The organism is Massilibacterium senegalense (assembly GCF_001375675.1).
Lineage (GTDB): Bacteria > Bacillota > Bacilli > Bacillales > Massilibacteriaceae > Massilibacterium > Massilibacterium senegalense.
On sequence record NZ_LN831786.1, the window covers coordinates 1,630,596 to 1,645,499 of the forward strand.

Annotated in this window: 16 protein-coding genes and 1 other annotated feature; of the genes, 3 read left to right on the plus strand and 13 right to left on the minus strand. The window is 39.5% G+C overall.

The features are described 5' to 3' along the window. Positions 1-10: 10 nt before the first annotated feature. From BN1372_RS11465 to paaA, 11 genes are all read right to left on the minus strand, one after another. Positions 11-784 (minus strand): enoyl-CoA hydratase-related protein, encoded by a 774-nt coding sequence (locus BN1372_RS11465; protein WP_062199603.1) that lies wholly within the window; start codon positions 782-784, stop codon positions 11-13. Between the two features lie 13 nt (positions 785-797). Next, positions 798-2,000: an acetyl-CoA C-acyltransferase gene (locus BN1372_RS11470; protein WP_062201325.1), complete on the minus strand. Its 1,203-nt coding sequence runs from the start codon at positions 1,998-2,000 to the stop codon at positions 798-800. Positions 2,001-2,014: 14 nt separating this feature from the next. Beyond that, on the minus strand, positions 2,015-2,881 hold the full coding sequence (locus BN1372_RS11475; RefSeq protein ID WP_062199605.1) for a 3-hydroxyacyl-CoA dehydrogenase: 867 nt from the start codon (positions 2,879-2,881) through the stop codon (positions 2,015-2,017). Positions 2,882-2,950: 69 nt separating this feature from the next. Beyond that, positions 2,951-4,468, minus strand: coding sequence for an aldehyde dehydrogenase family protein (locus tag BN1372_RS11480; protein WP_062199606.1), 1,518 nt, complete (start codon positions 4,466-4,468; stop codon positions 2,951-2,953). Positions 4,469-4,482: 14 nt separating this feature from the next. Further along, positions 4,483-5,262 carry an enoyl-CoA hydratase-related protein gene (locus BN1372_RS11485; RefSeq protein ID WP_062201328.1) on the minus strand — a complete coding sequence of 260 codons (780 nt, stop codon included), beginning with the start codon at positions 5,260-5,262 and terminating at the stop codon, positions 4,483-4,485. Positions 5,263-5,267: 5 nt separating this feature from the next. After that, complete coding sequence (locus BN1372_RS11490) at positions 5,268-6,050, minus strand: enoyl-CoA hydratase/isomerase family protein (protein WP_062199608.1); 783 nt, start codon at positions 6,048-6,050, stop codon at positions 5,268-5,270. Further along, positions 6,043-6,348, minus strand: coding sequence for an EthD family reductase (locus tag BN1372_RS11495; RefSeq protein WP_062199610.1), 306 nt, complete (start codon positions 6,346-6,348; stop codon positions 6,043-6,045). Before BN1372_RS11495 ends, BN1372_RS11490 begins: the two co-directional genes overlap by 8 nt. Before the next feature lie 20 nt (positions 6,349-6,368). Beyond that, positions 6,369-6,851 (minus strand): 1,2-phenylacetyl-CoA epoxidase subunit PaaD, encoded by a 483-nt coding sequence (gene paaD / locus BN1372_RS11500; protein ID WP_062199612.1) that lies wholly within the window; start codon positions 6,849-6,851, stop codon positions 6,369-6,371. Between the two features lie 13 nt (positions 6,852-6,864). After that, positions 6,865-7,650 carry a 1,2-phenylacetyl-CoA epoxidase subunit PaaC gene (gene paaC / locus BN1372_RS11505; protein ID WP_062199614.1) on the minus strand — a complete coding sequence of 262 codons (786 nt, stop codon included), beginning with the start codon at positions 7,648-7,650 and terminating at the stop codon, positions 6,865-6,867. Beyond that, the gene (paaB, locus tag BN1372_RS11510; RefSeq protein WP_230198822.1) at positions 7,640-8,002 is read right to left on the minus strand and encodes a 1,2-phenylacetyl-CoA epoxidase subunit PaaB; all 363 of its coding nucleotides are present in this window, start codon (positions 8,000-8,002) and stop codon (positions 7,640-7,642) included. The genes paaC and paaB overlap by 11 nt, the downstream gene beginning before the upstream one ends. A 14-nt stretch (positions 8,003-8,016) precedes the next feature. Continuing rightward, positions 8,017-8,979, minus strand: a complete 963-nt coding sequence (gene paaA / locus BN1372_RS11515) for a 1,2-phenylacetyl-CoA epoxidase subunit PaaA (protein ID WP_062199618.1) — start codon at positions 8,977-8,979, stop codon at positions 8,017-8,019. A gap of 377 nt (positions 8,980-9,356) precedes the next feature. Between paaA and paaK the strand changes: the two genes are divergently transcribed. Then, on the plus strand, positions 9,357-10,646 hold the full coding sequence (gene paaK / locus BN1372_RS11520; protein ID WP_062201331.1) for a phenylacetate--CoA ligase PaaK: 1,290 nt from the start codon (positions 9,357-9,359) through the stop codon (positions 10,644-10,646). A 60-nt stretch (positions 10,647-10,706) separates the two neighbouring features. Here paaK and ilvA read toward each other — a convergent pair whose 3' ends face one another. Continuing rightward, on the minus strand, positions 10,707-11,966 hold the full coding sequence (gene ilvA / locus BN1372_RS11525; RefSeq protein ID WP_062199620.1) for a threonine ammonia-lyase IlvA: 1,260 nt from the start codon (positions 11,964-11,966) through the stop codon (positions 10,707-10,709). 57 nt (positions 11,967-12,023) lie between these two features. Further along, positions 12,024-12,267: a binding site (T-box leader), on the minus strand. A 244-nt stretch (positions 12,268-12,511) separates the two neighbouring features. Here ilvA and BN1372_RS11530 point away from each other — a divergent pair. Continuing rightward, on the plus strand, positions 12,512-13,711 hold the full coding sequence (locus BN1372_RS11530; protein ID WP_062199623.1) for a DUF418 domain-containing protein: 1,200 nt from the start codon (positions 12,512-12,514) through the stop codon (positions 13,709-13,711). Positions 13,712-13,837: 126 nt separating this feature from the next. Continuing rightward, the gene (locus BN1372_RS11535; protein ID WP_062199625.1) at positions 13,838-14,509 is read left to right on the plus strand and encodes a YczE/YyaS/YitT family protein; all 672 of its coding nucleotides are present in this window, start codon (positions 13,838-13,840) and stop codon (positions 14,507-14,509) included. Here the strand turns inward: BN1372_RS11535 and BN1372_RS11540 are convergent. Next, positions 14,451-14,879 carry a hypothetical protein gene (locus tag BN1372_RS11540; protein WP_062199626.1) on the minus strand — a complete coding sequence of 143 codons (429 nt, stop codon included), beginning with the start codon at positions 14,877-14,879 and terminating at the stop codon, positions 14,451-14,453. The genes BN1372_RS11535 and BN1372_RS11540 overlap by 59 nt on opposite strands. Positions 14,880-14,904 lie beyond the last annotated feature (25 nt).

The window sequence follows — 14,904 nt, forward strand, 5'->3', positions numbered from 1 at the left end:
TTCAATATCGTTATGTTCCTTGAAAGTTTGGTCGACGTTTTTCTTGAAATGCTCGCAATGCTTCGATACGGTCGTTTGTTGGAATAATCATTTCATACGCTTTCTTTTCTATTTCCATTCCGGTGTACATATCCGTATTCATCCCTTCCCGAATGGCAAACTTTGCTTCTGCTACTGCACATGGTCCATTTTGCAACAATTGCTCTACATACGTATCCACCGCTGCATGTAATTGCTCAAAAGGAACGACGTGATGGACAAGTCCGATTTGCCGTGCTTCATCTGCAGAAATTCGTTTGGCTAATAAAATCATTTCCATTGCTTTTCCGTACCCAATCAATCGTGGCAACCGTTGCGTTCCACCCGCACCAGGGATAATGGCCCAGCGTACTTCGGTTAAACCCAACGTCGCGTGTGCAGCTGCGATTCGAAAATCACAAGCAAGCGCCCATTCTAACCCACCACCTAAAGCGTGTCCATTGATTGCAGCAATCGTCACCATCGGAAGCTTTTCCATACTCGTAAATAACTCCCGAATAGCCTTTACATTACGACGTACTTCGGTTTCAGTTAAATGACGTCGTTCTTTTAAATCTGCACCAGCAGAAAAAGCCTTTTCTCCTGCTCCTATAAAAACAACTACCCGGATATCTCGGTCTGTGTGCAACTCCTCGACGATTTGTTGCATCTGAACTAATGCATCATAGTTCAAACAATTAAGCGCTTCTTCTCTACAAAGCGTAACCGTTGCTACATGACGATCAATCGTTTTTGTAACCAACATTTCTTACCCTCCTTTACTCCACACGCTCTACAATAGTCGCAATCCCTTGCCCAACGCCGATACACATCGTCGCGAGTCCTAATCGGTCTTTTTTTCGGTTCATCTGATGGATTAGCGTCGTTAACATTCTCGCTCCACTAGCACCAAGCGGATGACCAAGTGCAATTGCCCCACCATTGACATTGACTTTTTCTATATCTACGTTTAATTCTCGAATACATTGAATCGATTGCGAAGCAAATGCTTCATTTATTTCTACTACATCGATATCTCCGATTCCAAGGCGAGCACGCTCTAACGCTTTTTTGGTCGCATAAATAGGACCAAGCCCCATCATACGAGGAACTAACCCACAAACGGCGGATGTGACATATTTTACAAGTGGACGAACGCCATATTCTTTTGCTTTTTCGCGACTCATTAATAAAAGAGCAGAAGCACCATCATTTACGCCAGAAGCATTACCTGCTGTAACCGTACCATTTTCAAAAATAGGACGGAGCTTTGATAGCTTTTCCATCGTAGTATCAACGCGAGGATGTTCATCTTGCTTGAAAATATGTTCTACTCCTGTTCGATCCGTCCACGATACTGGAACAATTTCATCGTGAAAATAACCATTTTCCATCGCTCGTTTCGTTTTTTGTTGGCTCCAATAGGCAAATTTATCTTGTTCTTCGCGTGAAATGTCGAATTCCTGTGCGACATTTTCGGCTGTTTGTGGCATCGAATCTACCCCGAAGGTTGCTTGTAAACGCGGGTTGACAAACCGCCAACCAATCGTCGTATCAAACATGTTCACATCCCCGCGCGGAAAGGCTACGTCTGGTTTTGCCATCACAAAAGGAGCACGGGTCATACTTTCTGTTCCACCAGCAATGACGACATCTGCTTCTCCGGTCATAATCGACCGAGCTGCATAGTTCACGGCATCTAGTCCAGAACCACATAAACGATTAATTGTTGTTCCAGCTACGTGAATTGGAAGACCTGCTAGCAAAACAGCCATACGCGCGACATTTCGATTATCTTCTCCTGCTTGATTTGCGTTTCCGAGCACTACTTCTTCCACTTCTGCTACGGGTACGTTTGGATTTCTTTCGATTAAAGCAGCAATCACCATCGCTGCTAAATCATCCGGACGGATATGACGAAGCGCTCCGTTATAACGACCAATCGGTGTTCTCACCGCGTCCACAATCACTACTTCTTTCACTTCTTTCACTTTCTTCACTTCCTTTGTCCAAATTCGTCATATTCGTAAACACCTTTTCCAGTCTTTTTCCCGAGCCTTCCTGCTTTGACATACTTGATTAAAAGAGGGGCGGGGCGATATTTTTCGCCTAATGTTTCATACAAATAGTTCAAGTTATTTAACCGGACATCTAATCCGACTAAATCGACCAGTTCAAATGGTCCCATCGGATAATTTAATCCAAGTTTTATCGCTGTATCAATTTCTTCTGGAGTTCCGACTCCTTCTTGCAACATACAAAACGCTTCATTTCCGACAAGCGCACTCATTCGGCTCGTTACAAACCCAGGAAATTCATTTACGACAACCGTTTCTTTTCCCATTTTCTTTGCTACTTGTTCGATGACAGCAGTTGTATCATCGCTCGTCTCTAAGCCACGAATCATTTCTACTAACTTCATTTTATGAACAGGATTAAAAAAATGCATCGCAATCACGCGGTCTGGTCGACTAGTAAAAGAAGCGATTTCCGTTGGGCTCATCGTCGAAGTATTCGTAGCAACATAACAAGTTGGTTTAGCATACCGGTCTATTTGTTCAAACACCGATTTTTTTAATGCCATTTTTTCTGGCACCGCTTCAATGACAACATCCGCTTCGCTTATCCCTTGTTCTATGCTAGATGCAACATGGAGACGGTTTTTCGCTTCCGATGCTTGTTCTTCTTGTAAAAATCCTTTTTGTACCGATTGTTCCATTAACGAGCGAATATTTTGTTCCGCACGCTTTACTACTTCGTTCGAAACATCAACCATAATCGTTTGAAAACCACCGATTGCACTTACGTATGCAATTCCTTGCCCCATGACACCAGTACCAATGACAGCAATCGTTTGAATCATCCTCCCACCCCTTTTAACAGAAAATTTAGACAATACTAGACGCTTGCCTAGTATTGTCTGGAGTCTTTTTTATACACCTAATGGATTTAATGGACGCGCTCCGTAATACGATAAAATACTTTTATCTTCTGTATATAAATCAAGCGTTTCTACACAAAGTTCCCGACCAAATCCTGATTGTTTATAGCCACCAAACGGCGTTCCCGGAAAGGCAGAAAACGGACAGTTTACCATGACAATCCCTGCTTCGATTTGGTTAGCGACACGTGTGGCGCGCGCTTGGTCTGTTGTCCAAATCGCAGAACCTAACCCATACTGTGTATCGTTTGCTAGCTGAATGGCTTCTTTTTCTGTTTTAAACGGCATCACCACAACGACTGGACCAAAAATTTCTTCCTGGACGACTTTCATATCGTGGGTCACATTTGTAATAATAGTCGGTGCATACCAATGCCCTTTTTCAAATCCTTCGATCTTCACTTCACATCCACCCGTTACAATCGTCGCACCTTCTTCTTTCGCAGATTGCACGTACGCATCAATCGTTTCTAATTGGCTCCGGCTAATGATAGAACCTACTTGTGTCGTTTGGTCCATCGGATTTCCTAACCGTAACTGTTTTGTTCGTTCAACAAATTTTTCCATAAATGCATCGTAAATGTCTTCTTGGACATATAATCGCGAACGAGCTTCACAAGATTGACCCGTATTATAAAAAATCCCGAACAGTGAACCGTTTACCGCACTCTCGATATCCGCATCTTGAAAGACGATATTCGGAGATTTTCCGCCAAGCTCTAACGTTACTCGTTTTAATGTACTTGATGCTTTTTGCATAATATTTTTTCCAATTTCCGTTGATCCAGTAAAGGCTACCTTATTTACCTGTTCATGTTCCACTAAATAATCGCCTACCGTTGCACCAGCACCTGTTACAATATTGACAACGCCATTCGGTACGCCTGCTTCCTGACAAATTTCCGTTAATACAATCGCTGTTAATGGTGTTAAACTTGCAGGCTTTAAGACAATGGAACAACCAGCAGCAATGGCTGGTGCTACTTTCCATGCAGCCATCATGAGCGGATAATTCCACGGAATGATTTGAGCACAAACGCCAACCGGTTCTTTTCTCGTATAGTTCAAAAAGGCACCTGGCACGTTATTCACCTGACCGCGATGGCCGACAATCGCTCCTGCGTAAAATTCAAAATCTTCAATTGCTTGCATGACTTGCCCTTGTGCTGTTGTCAGCGATTTTCCTGTGTTTAACACTTCTAGTTCGACTAACTCATGAAAACGTTTTCGCATAATCGCCGCCATTTTATTGATAATCCGAGAACGTTTATTAACTGGAAAATGACGCCATTTTCCATGATCAAACGCTTCTCTTGCTGCTTGTACAGCTTTTTCTGCATCTTCCTTCGTTGCTTTCGGTACCGTTGCTATCACTTCATTGGTCGCAGGATTGTAAATAGCCATCGTCTCTCCATTACTACTAACTACACGCACACCATTGATCACCATTTCATATTCTTTCCGAATGACACCTTTCACTTCGAACGTTTCCTTTGTTTGAACCGACATTTCCTTCACTCCTCTTATTTTCCTTTATAATTAGGGATTCGTTTTTGTAAAAATGCCTGTACTCCTTCGTGATGGTCTTCCGTACCACCGGCAATCGATTGTAACTCCGCTTCTAATTCTAATATCTCTTGTAAATGGTGATGAAAGCTTTCGTTCAGATAACGCTTCATCAGACCAATAGCTTTCGTTGGACTAGCCGCAAGTTTTGTTACAAATGTTTCGACGTCTTCTATCGTTTCGTCTGTGATGATTTTCGTTACAATAGAAAAACGTTCTGCTTCTTTAGCTGACATTTTTTCTCCTAAACTCATCCATTCAAACGCTTTCGCCGTACCAATCATCCGCGGTAAAAAATAAAACGCACCGCTATCTGGCACTAATCCAACATTGACAAACGATTGAATAAACGTTGCCCGTTCATGAACGAGACGATAATCACACGCTAACGCTACACTCATCCCAGCTCCAGCCGCTACCCCATTCACGTAAGCGACCACCGGTTTTTCGATCGTTTGAATTTTTTCTATCATCGGGTTGTAATACATGCGTAAAATGTCTCCGTGCTTCATCGTTTCATCTACATCCGCTAAATCTTGCCCCGAACAAAATGCTCGACCTTCCCCAGTAATGAGCACTGCGCGAATATTATCTTGTTTTTCTGCTATTTTTAAAGCTTGTAGCATTTCTTCATTCATTTGTCGGGTAAACGCATTTAACGTGTCGGGACGATGTAACGTAATCCATGCTACCCCTTGTTTTTCTTCCCAGCGAATCGTTTCAAATAATTGCTTCATCGTCATTACCTACCTTTAAATAGTGGCTTTCTTTTTTCGATAAATGCTTGCATGCCTTCTTTTTGATCTTGGGAACTAAATAATAAATAAAAGTTTTTTCGTTCCAAAGCTAGCCCTTCATCTAGAGGATAATCGAGCGCTGTTTGCACCGCTTCTTTTATAAACCGTAACGAGAGCGGCGGTTTTGTAGCTAACGTGTTCGCAAATCGTAATACTTCGGCGGCTAACGCTTCTTTCGGATAAACGTGATTAATCACCCCGTAGTCACACGCTTCTTTTGCCGTCATCTGTTCCCCTAAACAAAGCCACTCCATCGCTTTTACTTTTCCAAGTGCTTTCGTTAACCGCTGCGTCCCGCCTGCTCCTGGCATAATTCCAATATTCACTTCTGGAAATCCGAAGTGAGCATCATCTGAAGCAAATATAAAGTCACACGTTAACGCTAATTCGAATCCGCCACCTAAGGCGTATCCCTTTACAGCCGCGATGATTGGCTTTTTCACTCGTCTCATTTCATCCCATACAGCAAATTGATTGAGAAGATCTAATGTAATCGGGTCTTGGTGAGCCATTTCATGAATATCTGCCCCGGCAGCAAACGCACGGTCATTTCCTTGTAACACAATCACTCGCACTTCTTCGCTAGCTTCTGCTACTTTTATTGCCTCCACGATTTCTCCAACCATTTGGACATTTAAAGCATTGTACACGTCTGGTCGATGTAACGTAATCATGGCGATTGCAGGTGCTGGATACGATACAAGTATGTGTTCATACGTGTTACTCATCTTCACTTTTCCCAAATAAAAGGGTAACAATCGAACCAGCAAATGCTTGGGCATCCTTTCCAGATGCTTTTGCTTCTTCTGATTTCATCGCCTTTTTAAATGTTTCTTTGTCTTCGTAAATCATTTCACACATCATGTAATATTCACTTTCACCGAATGGAGTACCGGTAATTCTCGTTACGTTCATTTCTTTTAAACCTGGAATTTTAGCGGTTAATGGAGCGTGGACATTAAAATAATGCTCATCAAATTTCTCTTTATTTTCAGGATGTTTATACAATGCAATTACTTTTATCATGTTTCATCGTCCCTTTCTTTTCATTTATGATTTGTTACTGGTAAAAACATCGGCTTCATTGCCTCAAACGGATTTTTACAGGTGGAACAATACAAAATACTCCGGCATGCGGTTGGACCAAATAGATTATCTACCGTTGTATGAACAGAACCACAGTATGGACATTCTACTTGATCGAGATGTTTCGGTGGTGGTGCGATGCCATAGGCCTTTAAATGCTCGATTGCACTAGGTTGAATTCGTTCGGTAGTCCATGGTTGGTCCGTTATAAATGTCACTTCAATCGTTTTCATCGGCATATGTTGATGTAGTTCGTTTTCAACATTTTGTTTAATAATGTCTAATGCTGGACATCCGAGAAAAGTTGGAATTAACAAAATGCATACCTTTTTATCCGTAATGCACACGTCATGAACCATCCCAAATTCCACAATGTTGACCGTTGGAATTTCAGGGTCTGCGACAGATGCAAGCCACTTTAATACGGTCTCTTTCGTCAGCATCCTCTTTCCCCCTTTACCATTGTGCGACAGGGTTTGTGTTGTACACTTCTGATAATGTGGCTAATGCTTCCGATAATTGTTCGGTATGTTCCCCGTTTCGCCCATTACCAGATATGGAACCAGGTGAATCTTCTCTTGTATAATGAACCTTTTGAAAAACATCGGATAATCGACGTAACGTTTCGGTTCGTAACGTTTCATGCGAGTCGATCAGGCGCTCTTTTTCCATGTCTCTCCCATATTTTCCTAACGTCATGAGTCCATCATACTCAGGCCAAACGAGATCAAGCGCTTGAATCATTCGCTCTCTTGCATCTTCTGTACTAAGCATCAATTGGGTAAACCATGTTTCCCAATGCTTCACGTGATAAAATTGTTCCGATAATATTTTTTGGGATAATGTTTGTAACGGTTGGTAGGAAGAAGTTGTTATACTTTCTAGACGAACTTGTTTATGCATCTCATAAAGATAATGACGAACAACAGCAAATGCCCAATCATATTGAGGATTTTTAAGATAATGACCTGGACCATTGGCAAGTTCCACTAAAATAGCATTCCGTCTGTCTTTTTCTGTGCGGCTGTGTGCGAGGGCATCTGGTGTTCCACCCCCTAATTCACTGACATGTTGGTAGTACATCGAGGCATGACCCATTGTATTTTGATTAATAGAGGAAAAGGCAACATCTTCTTCAATATGTGGGGTAAGGCCAAGCCATTCAGAACCACGAAAAGCAATCATAAAATCGTCATCCGCTAATTGAAACAACAACTCCTTTAGTAAAAACTCATTGCTCAAGTTTTTTCACCCCTTTTGCCCAGGATAAAATTTCTTGGTCATCAAACATTTTTTGATTGTATGCACGCCATTTTTTTCGCAAATATCCATACCCTTTCGCAGTTCGGTATTCTTTATTATCAAGACGCGATACCATTTTTCTTTCTTCTTCTGTTAAATGACGAATACAATCTCTCGGGACAATCCAAATGTCCACTACTTGTTCTCTACGCATAAAATTTTCTTGCGCCATTATTAAGGCCATTTCTTCATTCGGTGCTAACAAACTAAATTGATAATACATTGGTGCGACATCTGTTTTTCGACTGAACACTTCAAATACCCGATAAAAACCTTTTTCGCTCGTTTCCACCATTTTCCCTCCTTTTAAATTGCCACAGTCGGACGACTAGCTAACGCTTCTCGCACCCACCGATTGCGTTCATATGAATCTTGGCGTAATGTTAAACGCTCTTTTGATTTTGGACCGTTATTCGAAATAATTTCTTTAAAACGGTTCCAATCTGGTTGTTTGTACACCCATCGTCCGAGTGTTTCATCGTAATGTAATGTGGAATCTGGAATGGTTAATCCAATGGAATAAATGCGCGGAACGTATTTCGTTAAAAATGCTTGGCGTAACTCTTCGTTTGTATTTTTGCGGATACGATATTGAATCGTAATATCTTGTTTGGAAGAACCCGTCGTTTCTTTTGATTCAGGGCCAAAAAACATTAACAATGCTTCCCACCAACGATTTAACGCATCTTGTATTAATTCTTTTTGTGCTGGTGTTCCTTCTGCTAGTGCCATAATAACGGCTTCTCCGTGCTGAGCATGAAAAACTTCTTCTGCACAAATTCGTTGCAATGCTCGTTGATACGGACCGTAAGAAGCATCTAACATATTCGTTTGGGTAATAATAGCAGCACCGTCTACTAACCAACCAATCAGTCCTGCATCTCCCCATGAATGCGTTTTCATATGAAACACATTATGAAACTTTAAATCTCCCTTAAATAAATCTTGCATCACATGCTCCCGCGTTCTTCCTAACGGGGCCATTAAATCTTCTGCTACACGTAACAACAATTGTCCGTGTCCCATTTCATCTTGGACTTTGGCCATAATAGCTAACTTTCTTCGTAACGACGGAGCTTTTGGTACCCATTCTTTTTCAGGTAAAGCACCCATTATTTCACTGATTCCATGCATAGAAATCAATTTTATTAATGCCACTCGATATTCTTCGGGCATCCAATCGGTTGCTTCAATTTTTTCTCCCTGTTCGATTCTTCTTTTAAACTGGTCCATTTTCTCTCGTTCTGTTACGTCTTGACGACCTAACATACCGAACCACCACCCTTATATAACATTTTGTTAACGCTATTATAAAATGGCGTCATATAAATTTCAATACAATTTCATAAATTTTCTAAATATTTTGTTAAATTAACATTCTCGTTTTTGGCAAAGCTTGCTACATCAAGGTTATTTTCTATTAAACAAAAAATATTTATTTAAAATAGCATTTTCTACATTAAAATAGCATTTTATTAATATGTAAAAAAGAGATGATTTATGCTAACTTTATATTATTTGAATTTTCGAAAAATTATTGACAATTATTAGCGGTTTCTTTACTCTTTATATAACGGTGTTTCATAAATCGTAAAAATATCGTCATTTTCAAGGAGGGGGAACGTTTGTATAATCCAGAGATAGAGATGATGAGTGTAGAAGCGAAACAGTTTATTCAATTAAAACGTCTACAAGAAACAGTGGAAAGAGTATATGAAAAGGTTCCATTTTATCGTAAGCGGTTTCAAGAACATCACGTAACACCTAATGGTATTCGTAGTTTAGATGATATTCAAAGGCTTCCTTTTACAGAAAAATCGGATTTACGAGATAATTATCCTTTTCATCTTTTTGCCGTACCACGAGAAGAAGTCGTCCGTATTCATGGATCAAGTGGGACAAGTGGAAAGCCAACGGTCGTAGGCTATACAAAAAAAGATATTGAAAATTGGTCTACCATTGTCGCGCGTGCGATTACAATCGCTGGTGGAAGAAAAGGAGATATTTTTCATAATGCTTATGGGTACGGCCTATTTACTGGCGGGCTAGGTTTACACTTCGGTGCAGAACAATTAGGCGTTGCCGTCGTCCCAATATCTGGTGGCAATACAGACCGACAAATTACCGTTATTGAAGATTTTAAACCTCGAGGTATTTGCGGGACACCATCGTATATTTTAAATATTGCCGAACATATGCGAGAAGCGGGAATCGATCCAAAGAAAACAAGTTTGGAATATGGAATCTTTGGGGCAGAACCATGGTCAGAAGAAATGCGAAAAACATTAGAAGAAACGTTCCAAATTAAAGCACTCGATATTTATGGATTAAGCGAAGTGATGGGGCCAGGTATTTCGATAGAATGTCATGAAGCGCAAGATGGCTTGCACGTTGCCGATGATCACTTTTTCATAGAAGTAATCAACCCGAAAACACTTGAACCTGTCGCAGAAGGGGAAGACGGAGAACTTGTTTTTACAAGTTTAACAAAGGAAGCACTCCCGATTATTCGTTATCGTACAGGTGATATTGCGTCCATTACGACAGAACGCTGTATTTGTGGACGAACTTCTACTCGCATGTCCCGTGTAAAAGGACGAATTGACGATATGTTAATTATTCGTGGCGTCAATGTATTTCCTACAGAGATTGAACGTTGCCTACTCCAAATAGACGAACTCGTGCCTCATTATCAAATCCATCTTTCAAAAAAAGGCGTACTAGATCATCTTGAGTTACATGTTGAAATGAACCAAGACATCTATCGCAATCTCTCCAACGATTTAAACCATCCAACCGTCCAAGGACTTCGCAAAAAAATTCAACATGAATTAAAAAACACATGTTTAGTATCGATGAATGTCGTCGTTCAAAAACCAAAAGCAATTCCACGTTCAGAAGGAAAAGCAATTCGACTTATCGACCATCGAATGTAACATGCTACACTTTTTTTGCATAAGAAAAGTCCACCTTTTAGGCGGACTTTTCTACGATGTTTAAATTAATAAAGAAAATAATGTCGGATCGTTATTAATTTCTACGTAATTCGGTGATTTTTTCTTCAATCGTTCGATTAATGGTGCATAATCTTCTTTATATTTTAATTCTACCCCTACTAACGCTGGTCCATTATCTTTGTTATGTTTTTTTGTATATTCAAAACGAGTGATGTCATCGTTTGGACCAAGTACCTCGGTTAAAAATTCACGAAGTGCTCCAGCACGTTGCGGGAAACTCACTAAGAAATAATGTTTTAATCCTTCATAAATTAAAGAACGCTCTTTAATTTCTTGCATGCGGCTAATATCATTATTCCCGCCACTCACAATACAAACAGCTGTTTTGCCTTTTAGTTTATCTTGATAAAAATCAAGAGCAGAAATTGCTAATGCACCAGCAGGCTCGGCTACAATAGCATTTTCATTATATAAATTCAAGATAGTCGTACAGACTTTTCCTTCTGGTACAACTACGATATCATCAACTACGTCTTGACAAATTTCATATGTTCTTTGCCCTACTTGTTGTACAGCAGCACCATCTACAAATTTATCAATTTTAGATAACAAGACTGGATGTTTTTCTTTTAATGCCCGTTTCATTGAAGGTGCTCCTTCTGGCTCTACTCCGATGATTTTTGTATTCGGGCTAATGCTTTTAATATAACTTCCTACACCGCTCGCAAGACCACCGCCACCGATTGCCATAAACACATAGTCTACCGGCTCTTTCACTTCATCCATAATTTCCAGTCCAACCGTTCCTTGTCCAGCAATTACTTTTACATCGTCAAACGGATGTACAAACGTCATCCCCTGTTCGGTACAGTACGTCATTGCTTCATTAAAGGAATCATCAAACGTATCTCCTGTTAAAATAACTTCAATCGCATCTGCACCAAACATTTTAACTTGGGAAACTTTTTGTCTCGGAGTCGTTGCTGGCATAAAGATTTTTCCTTGTACTCCTAACGCTTGACAAGAAAAGGCTACCCCTTGTGCATGGTTTCCGGCACTAGCACAAACCACCCCTTTATCTAAATCTTCTTTCGGTAAATTCCGAATCATATTATAAGCACCGCGCAGTTTAAACGAACGAACTACTTGTAAATCTTCTCTTTTTAAATAAACATTACCGCCATATCGGTTAGATAAAATTTTATTTAATTGTAAAGGTGTTTTTGTCGCTACCCCTTTTAATGTATGGTGTGCTAAAATAACGTCTTCTACCGAAACACGTGTTTTTGTTTCTTCCATGTCTATATCCTCCTTGTGCTATTTCTCCATAAAAAAACTCCCGCCAAGACACATATGTGCCCAGACGAGAGTGGTTTCGCGTTACCACTGAGCTTCTCTATTCCCTCACGAAAATAGACTCAGGAAGTCTCTATCAAGACTCCGACCTGTTAACGAAGGCCAATCGTCGTTTTCTACTATACGTTCAAAAACAAAGCTCCAAGGTGATTTTCAATGAAAAATTCACGACCATCCTTTCAGCCTATGGGACAGATCTCTGACGTTTTTTTATTCATCTACTCTTCCTTTTCAAAGCATTTTGTTCAAATATTTAAAAAACTTTATTAATTAAGAAAATTATATTCAATTTCCCCCTTTGTTGTCAATGCTTGAACTATCACGTAAACGATTACATTTTTATTTTTTTATAAAAAGTGAACGTTTTGTCACAAAAAACAGTCTGTATCTTACATTACCTTCTTTTTGAAAACAAAATGAAAGGTAATTTTTATAGAAAAGTAAAATAGGGTATTTTATTAGAAACAAACACAGAAGGGGAGATGGGATTGGAACGTTTACAACCTATTCGTTCTCAAGAGCGAATTGAAATTATTGATATTTTCCGTGGCTTTTCATTATTTGGTATTTTACTGGCAAACATGCTTTGGTTTATGTATCCCGTGTATTTACAATCATACTTCGGTTCACCTAATGAATTTACTGCCTCCTGGACAACGCTCGATCATATTTTAAAAACGGTCGTATCGATGTTTATTGATGGAAAATTCATTACACTTTTTTCTATGTTGTTTGGTTTTGGCATGATTATCATGTATGAACGTGCTTCCTTCCGACATCAATCATTCGTACCATTTTACTTACGACGATTATTCCTTTTACTTATTTTCGGATTGATTCATGGTTATTTTATTTGGTTTGGTGATATTTTAGCAGATTATGCGGTCATTGGATTGTTTTTACTCCTTTTTCATCGCTTAAAAGGAACAACATTACTCGTTATTTCGTATGTGTTATTTGGACTGTATTTTTCCTTTTCTGTTCTTATTCAACTAGGAATGTATTTTTTAAACGAACCACTTATCATCCCAGAAAAAGAATTCACAGCCATCCATTCCACCATTGCCGTTCACCAACAAGGATCATTCGTGGAGTTGATGAAGGCGAACGTTGCGGAACGTCATTATTACTTCGGCTCCGGTGGTCTTGGATATCTAATGCATCTTCTAACGTTGCTACCATTTTCAGCAGCCTTCTTTTTCGGGGCTGGGGTAGCGAAGAAAAAGTGGATTCAGCAATTTAAAGAAAAACAAAAAGGATTTAAAGTAGTTGGTATCATCACACTGCTGACAGGAGCATTCTTTTCTTGGATTATTCCATTGGTTACGCCAGAAACACCATTTAACCTTTTACAATATGCGAGTGCTCCTTTGTTAACGATTGCCTATTGCGTGTTTTTACTATTTTTATTTGAACACGGAAATGCCCTTCACGTCTTAGCAGCACCAGGACGAATGGCATTAACAAATTACATTTTTCAATCGATTCTCTTTACTTTTTTATATGGACCTTTTGCATTTGGTGTTTACGGGAAAATTAGCTATTCTCTCGCATTATTATTTGGTGTTATTTTCTTTATCATACAAGTAATCGCCAGCAACTGGTGGTTGAATCGTTTTCGTTTTGGTCCATTAGAGTGGATGTGGCGATCCTTAACCTATATGAAAAAACAACCGTTTAAAAAATAAAACAACTTTTTAGCAGTCGAGGATATTTCTTCGACTGTTTTTTCACGTTTGTCTTGTGCACCAAAGATAGTTTGCATAATTCCTACTTTATTGATAGTGTTAATGATAGATTGGAGGCATGCAAAGATGAAGAAAAAACCATCTTTACTCCCTACTCATAGTGGTTCCTTTCCGAAGCGCATTTTGTTATTTATAAGTGGGTTGTTTATTTTATCTTTTGGTATTGTGTTAATGATTCAAGCACAATTAGGAGTTAATCCATGGGATGTTTTACATATCGGTCTCAGTAATCGAACAGGTCTATCCATTGGAGTATGGGTACAACTTGTTGGGGTGACCATTATTATATTAACAAGCATACTTGCAAAACAATGGCCACAGATTGGGATGATTATAAACATTTTATGTATTGGCTTTTTTATCAATATCTTGTTACAACTAAACATTATTCCTACTGTGCAACACTTTCTCTTACAACTGATTGTCTTGTTAGTAGGAATTATGTGTATGGGTTTTGGCATTGGCATGTATGTAGCAAGCAACCTTGGACCAGGACCACGAGATTGGCTCACCCTTGTTTTAGTCAAAAAAACGGGTTGGTCAATTGCAAAAATCCGTACCATAATAGAAGGAACCGCCCTCATCCTTGGTTGGATTTCAGGCGGTCCTATTTTTATCGGAACCTTTCTTTCCGTCTTTTTAATCGGTCCGTTTATGCAACTATCCTTGCAATTTTGGCTTAAACAGCTTCTTCCTCCTCCTCCACAACAACCTTATCAGAAACAAACTCTAAACTAACAATTGGTTTTAATCGTAAGACAAGATGACAATCTTCAAAACCATCCAAGTAGAAATGTAAAGCTTGTTGCATTTCTACTTCTCCTTCTTCTAATGCTTCTTCTTCTTCCATATCTATTTTGTCAACATTCATATCTGCAAATAACGCTCTAGTTGCTCCATTATTCGTCAGATGAATTGTTAGTTCTTGTTCATTAAAAGTAAGAATACAAGCATGACTTAAATCAAGTACCTCCCAATCATTTGGATGTGCAATGTTAACATCATATCCATCCACTTTCTCCAACAGAACTATATTATAAAATCCATCTGCATCAATCGGTGCTTCCACTCCAAAAAAATCATTTAATACTTGTTTCACATCGACCATTACTTCCGCCCCCTTACTTTTAAAA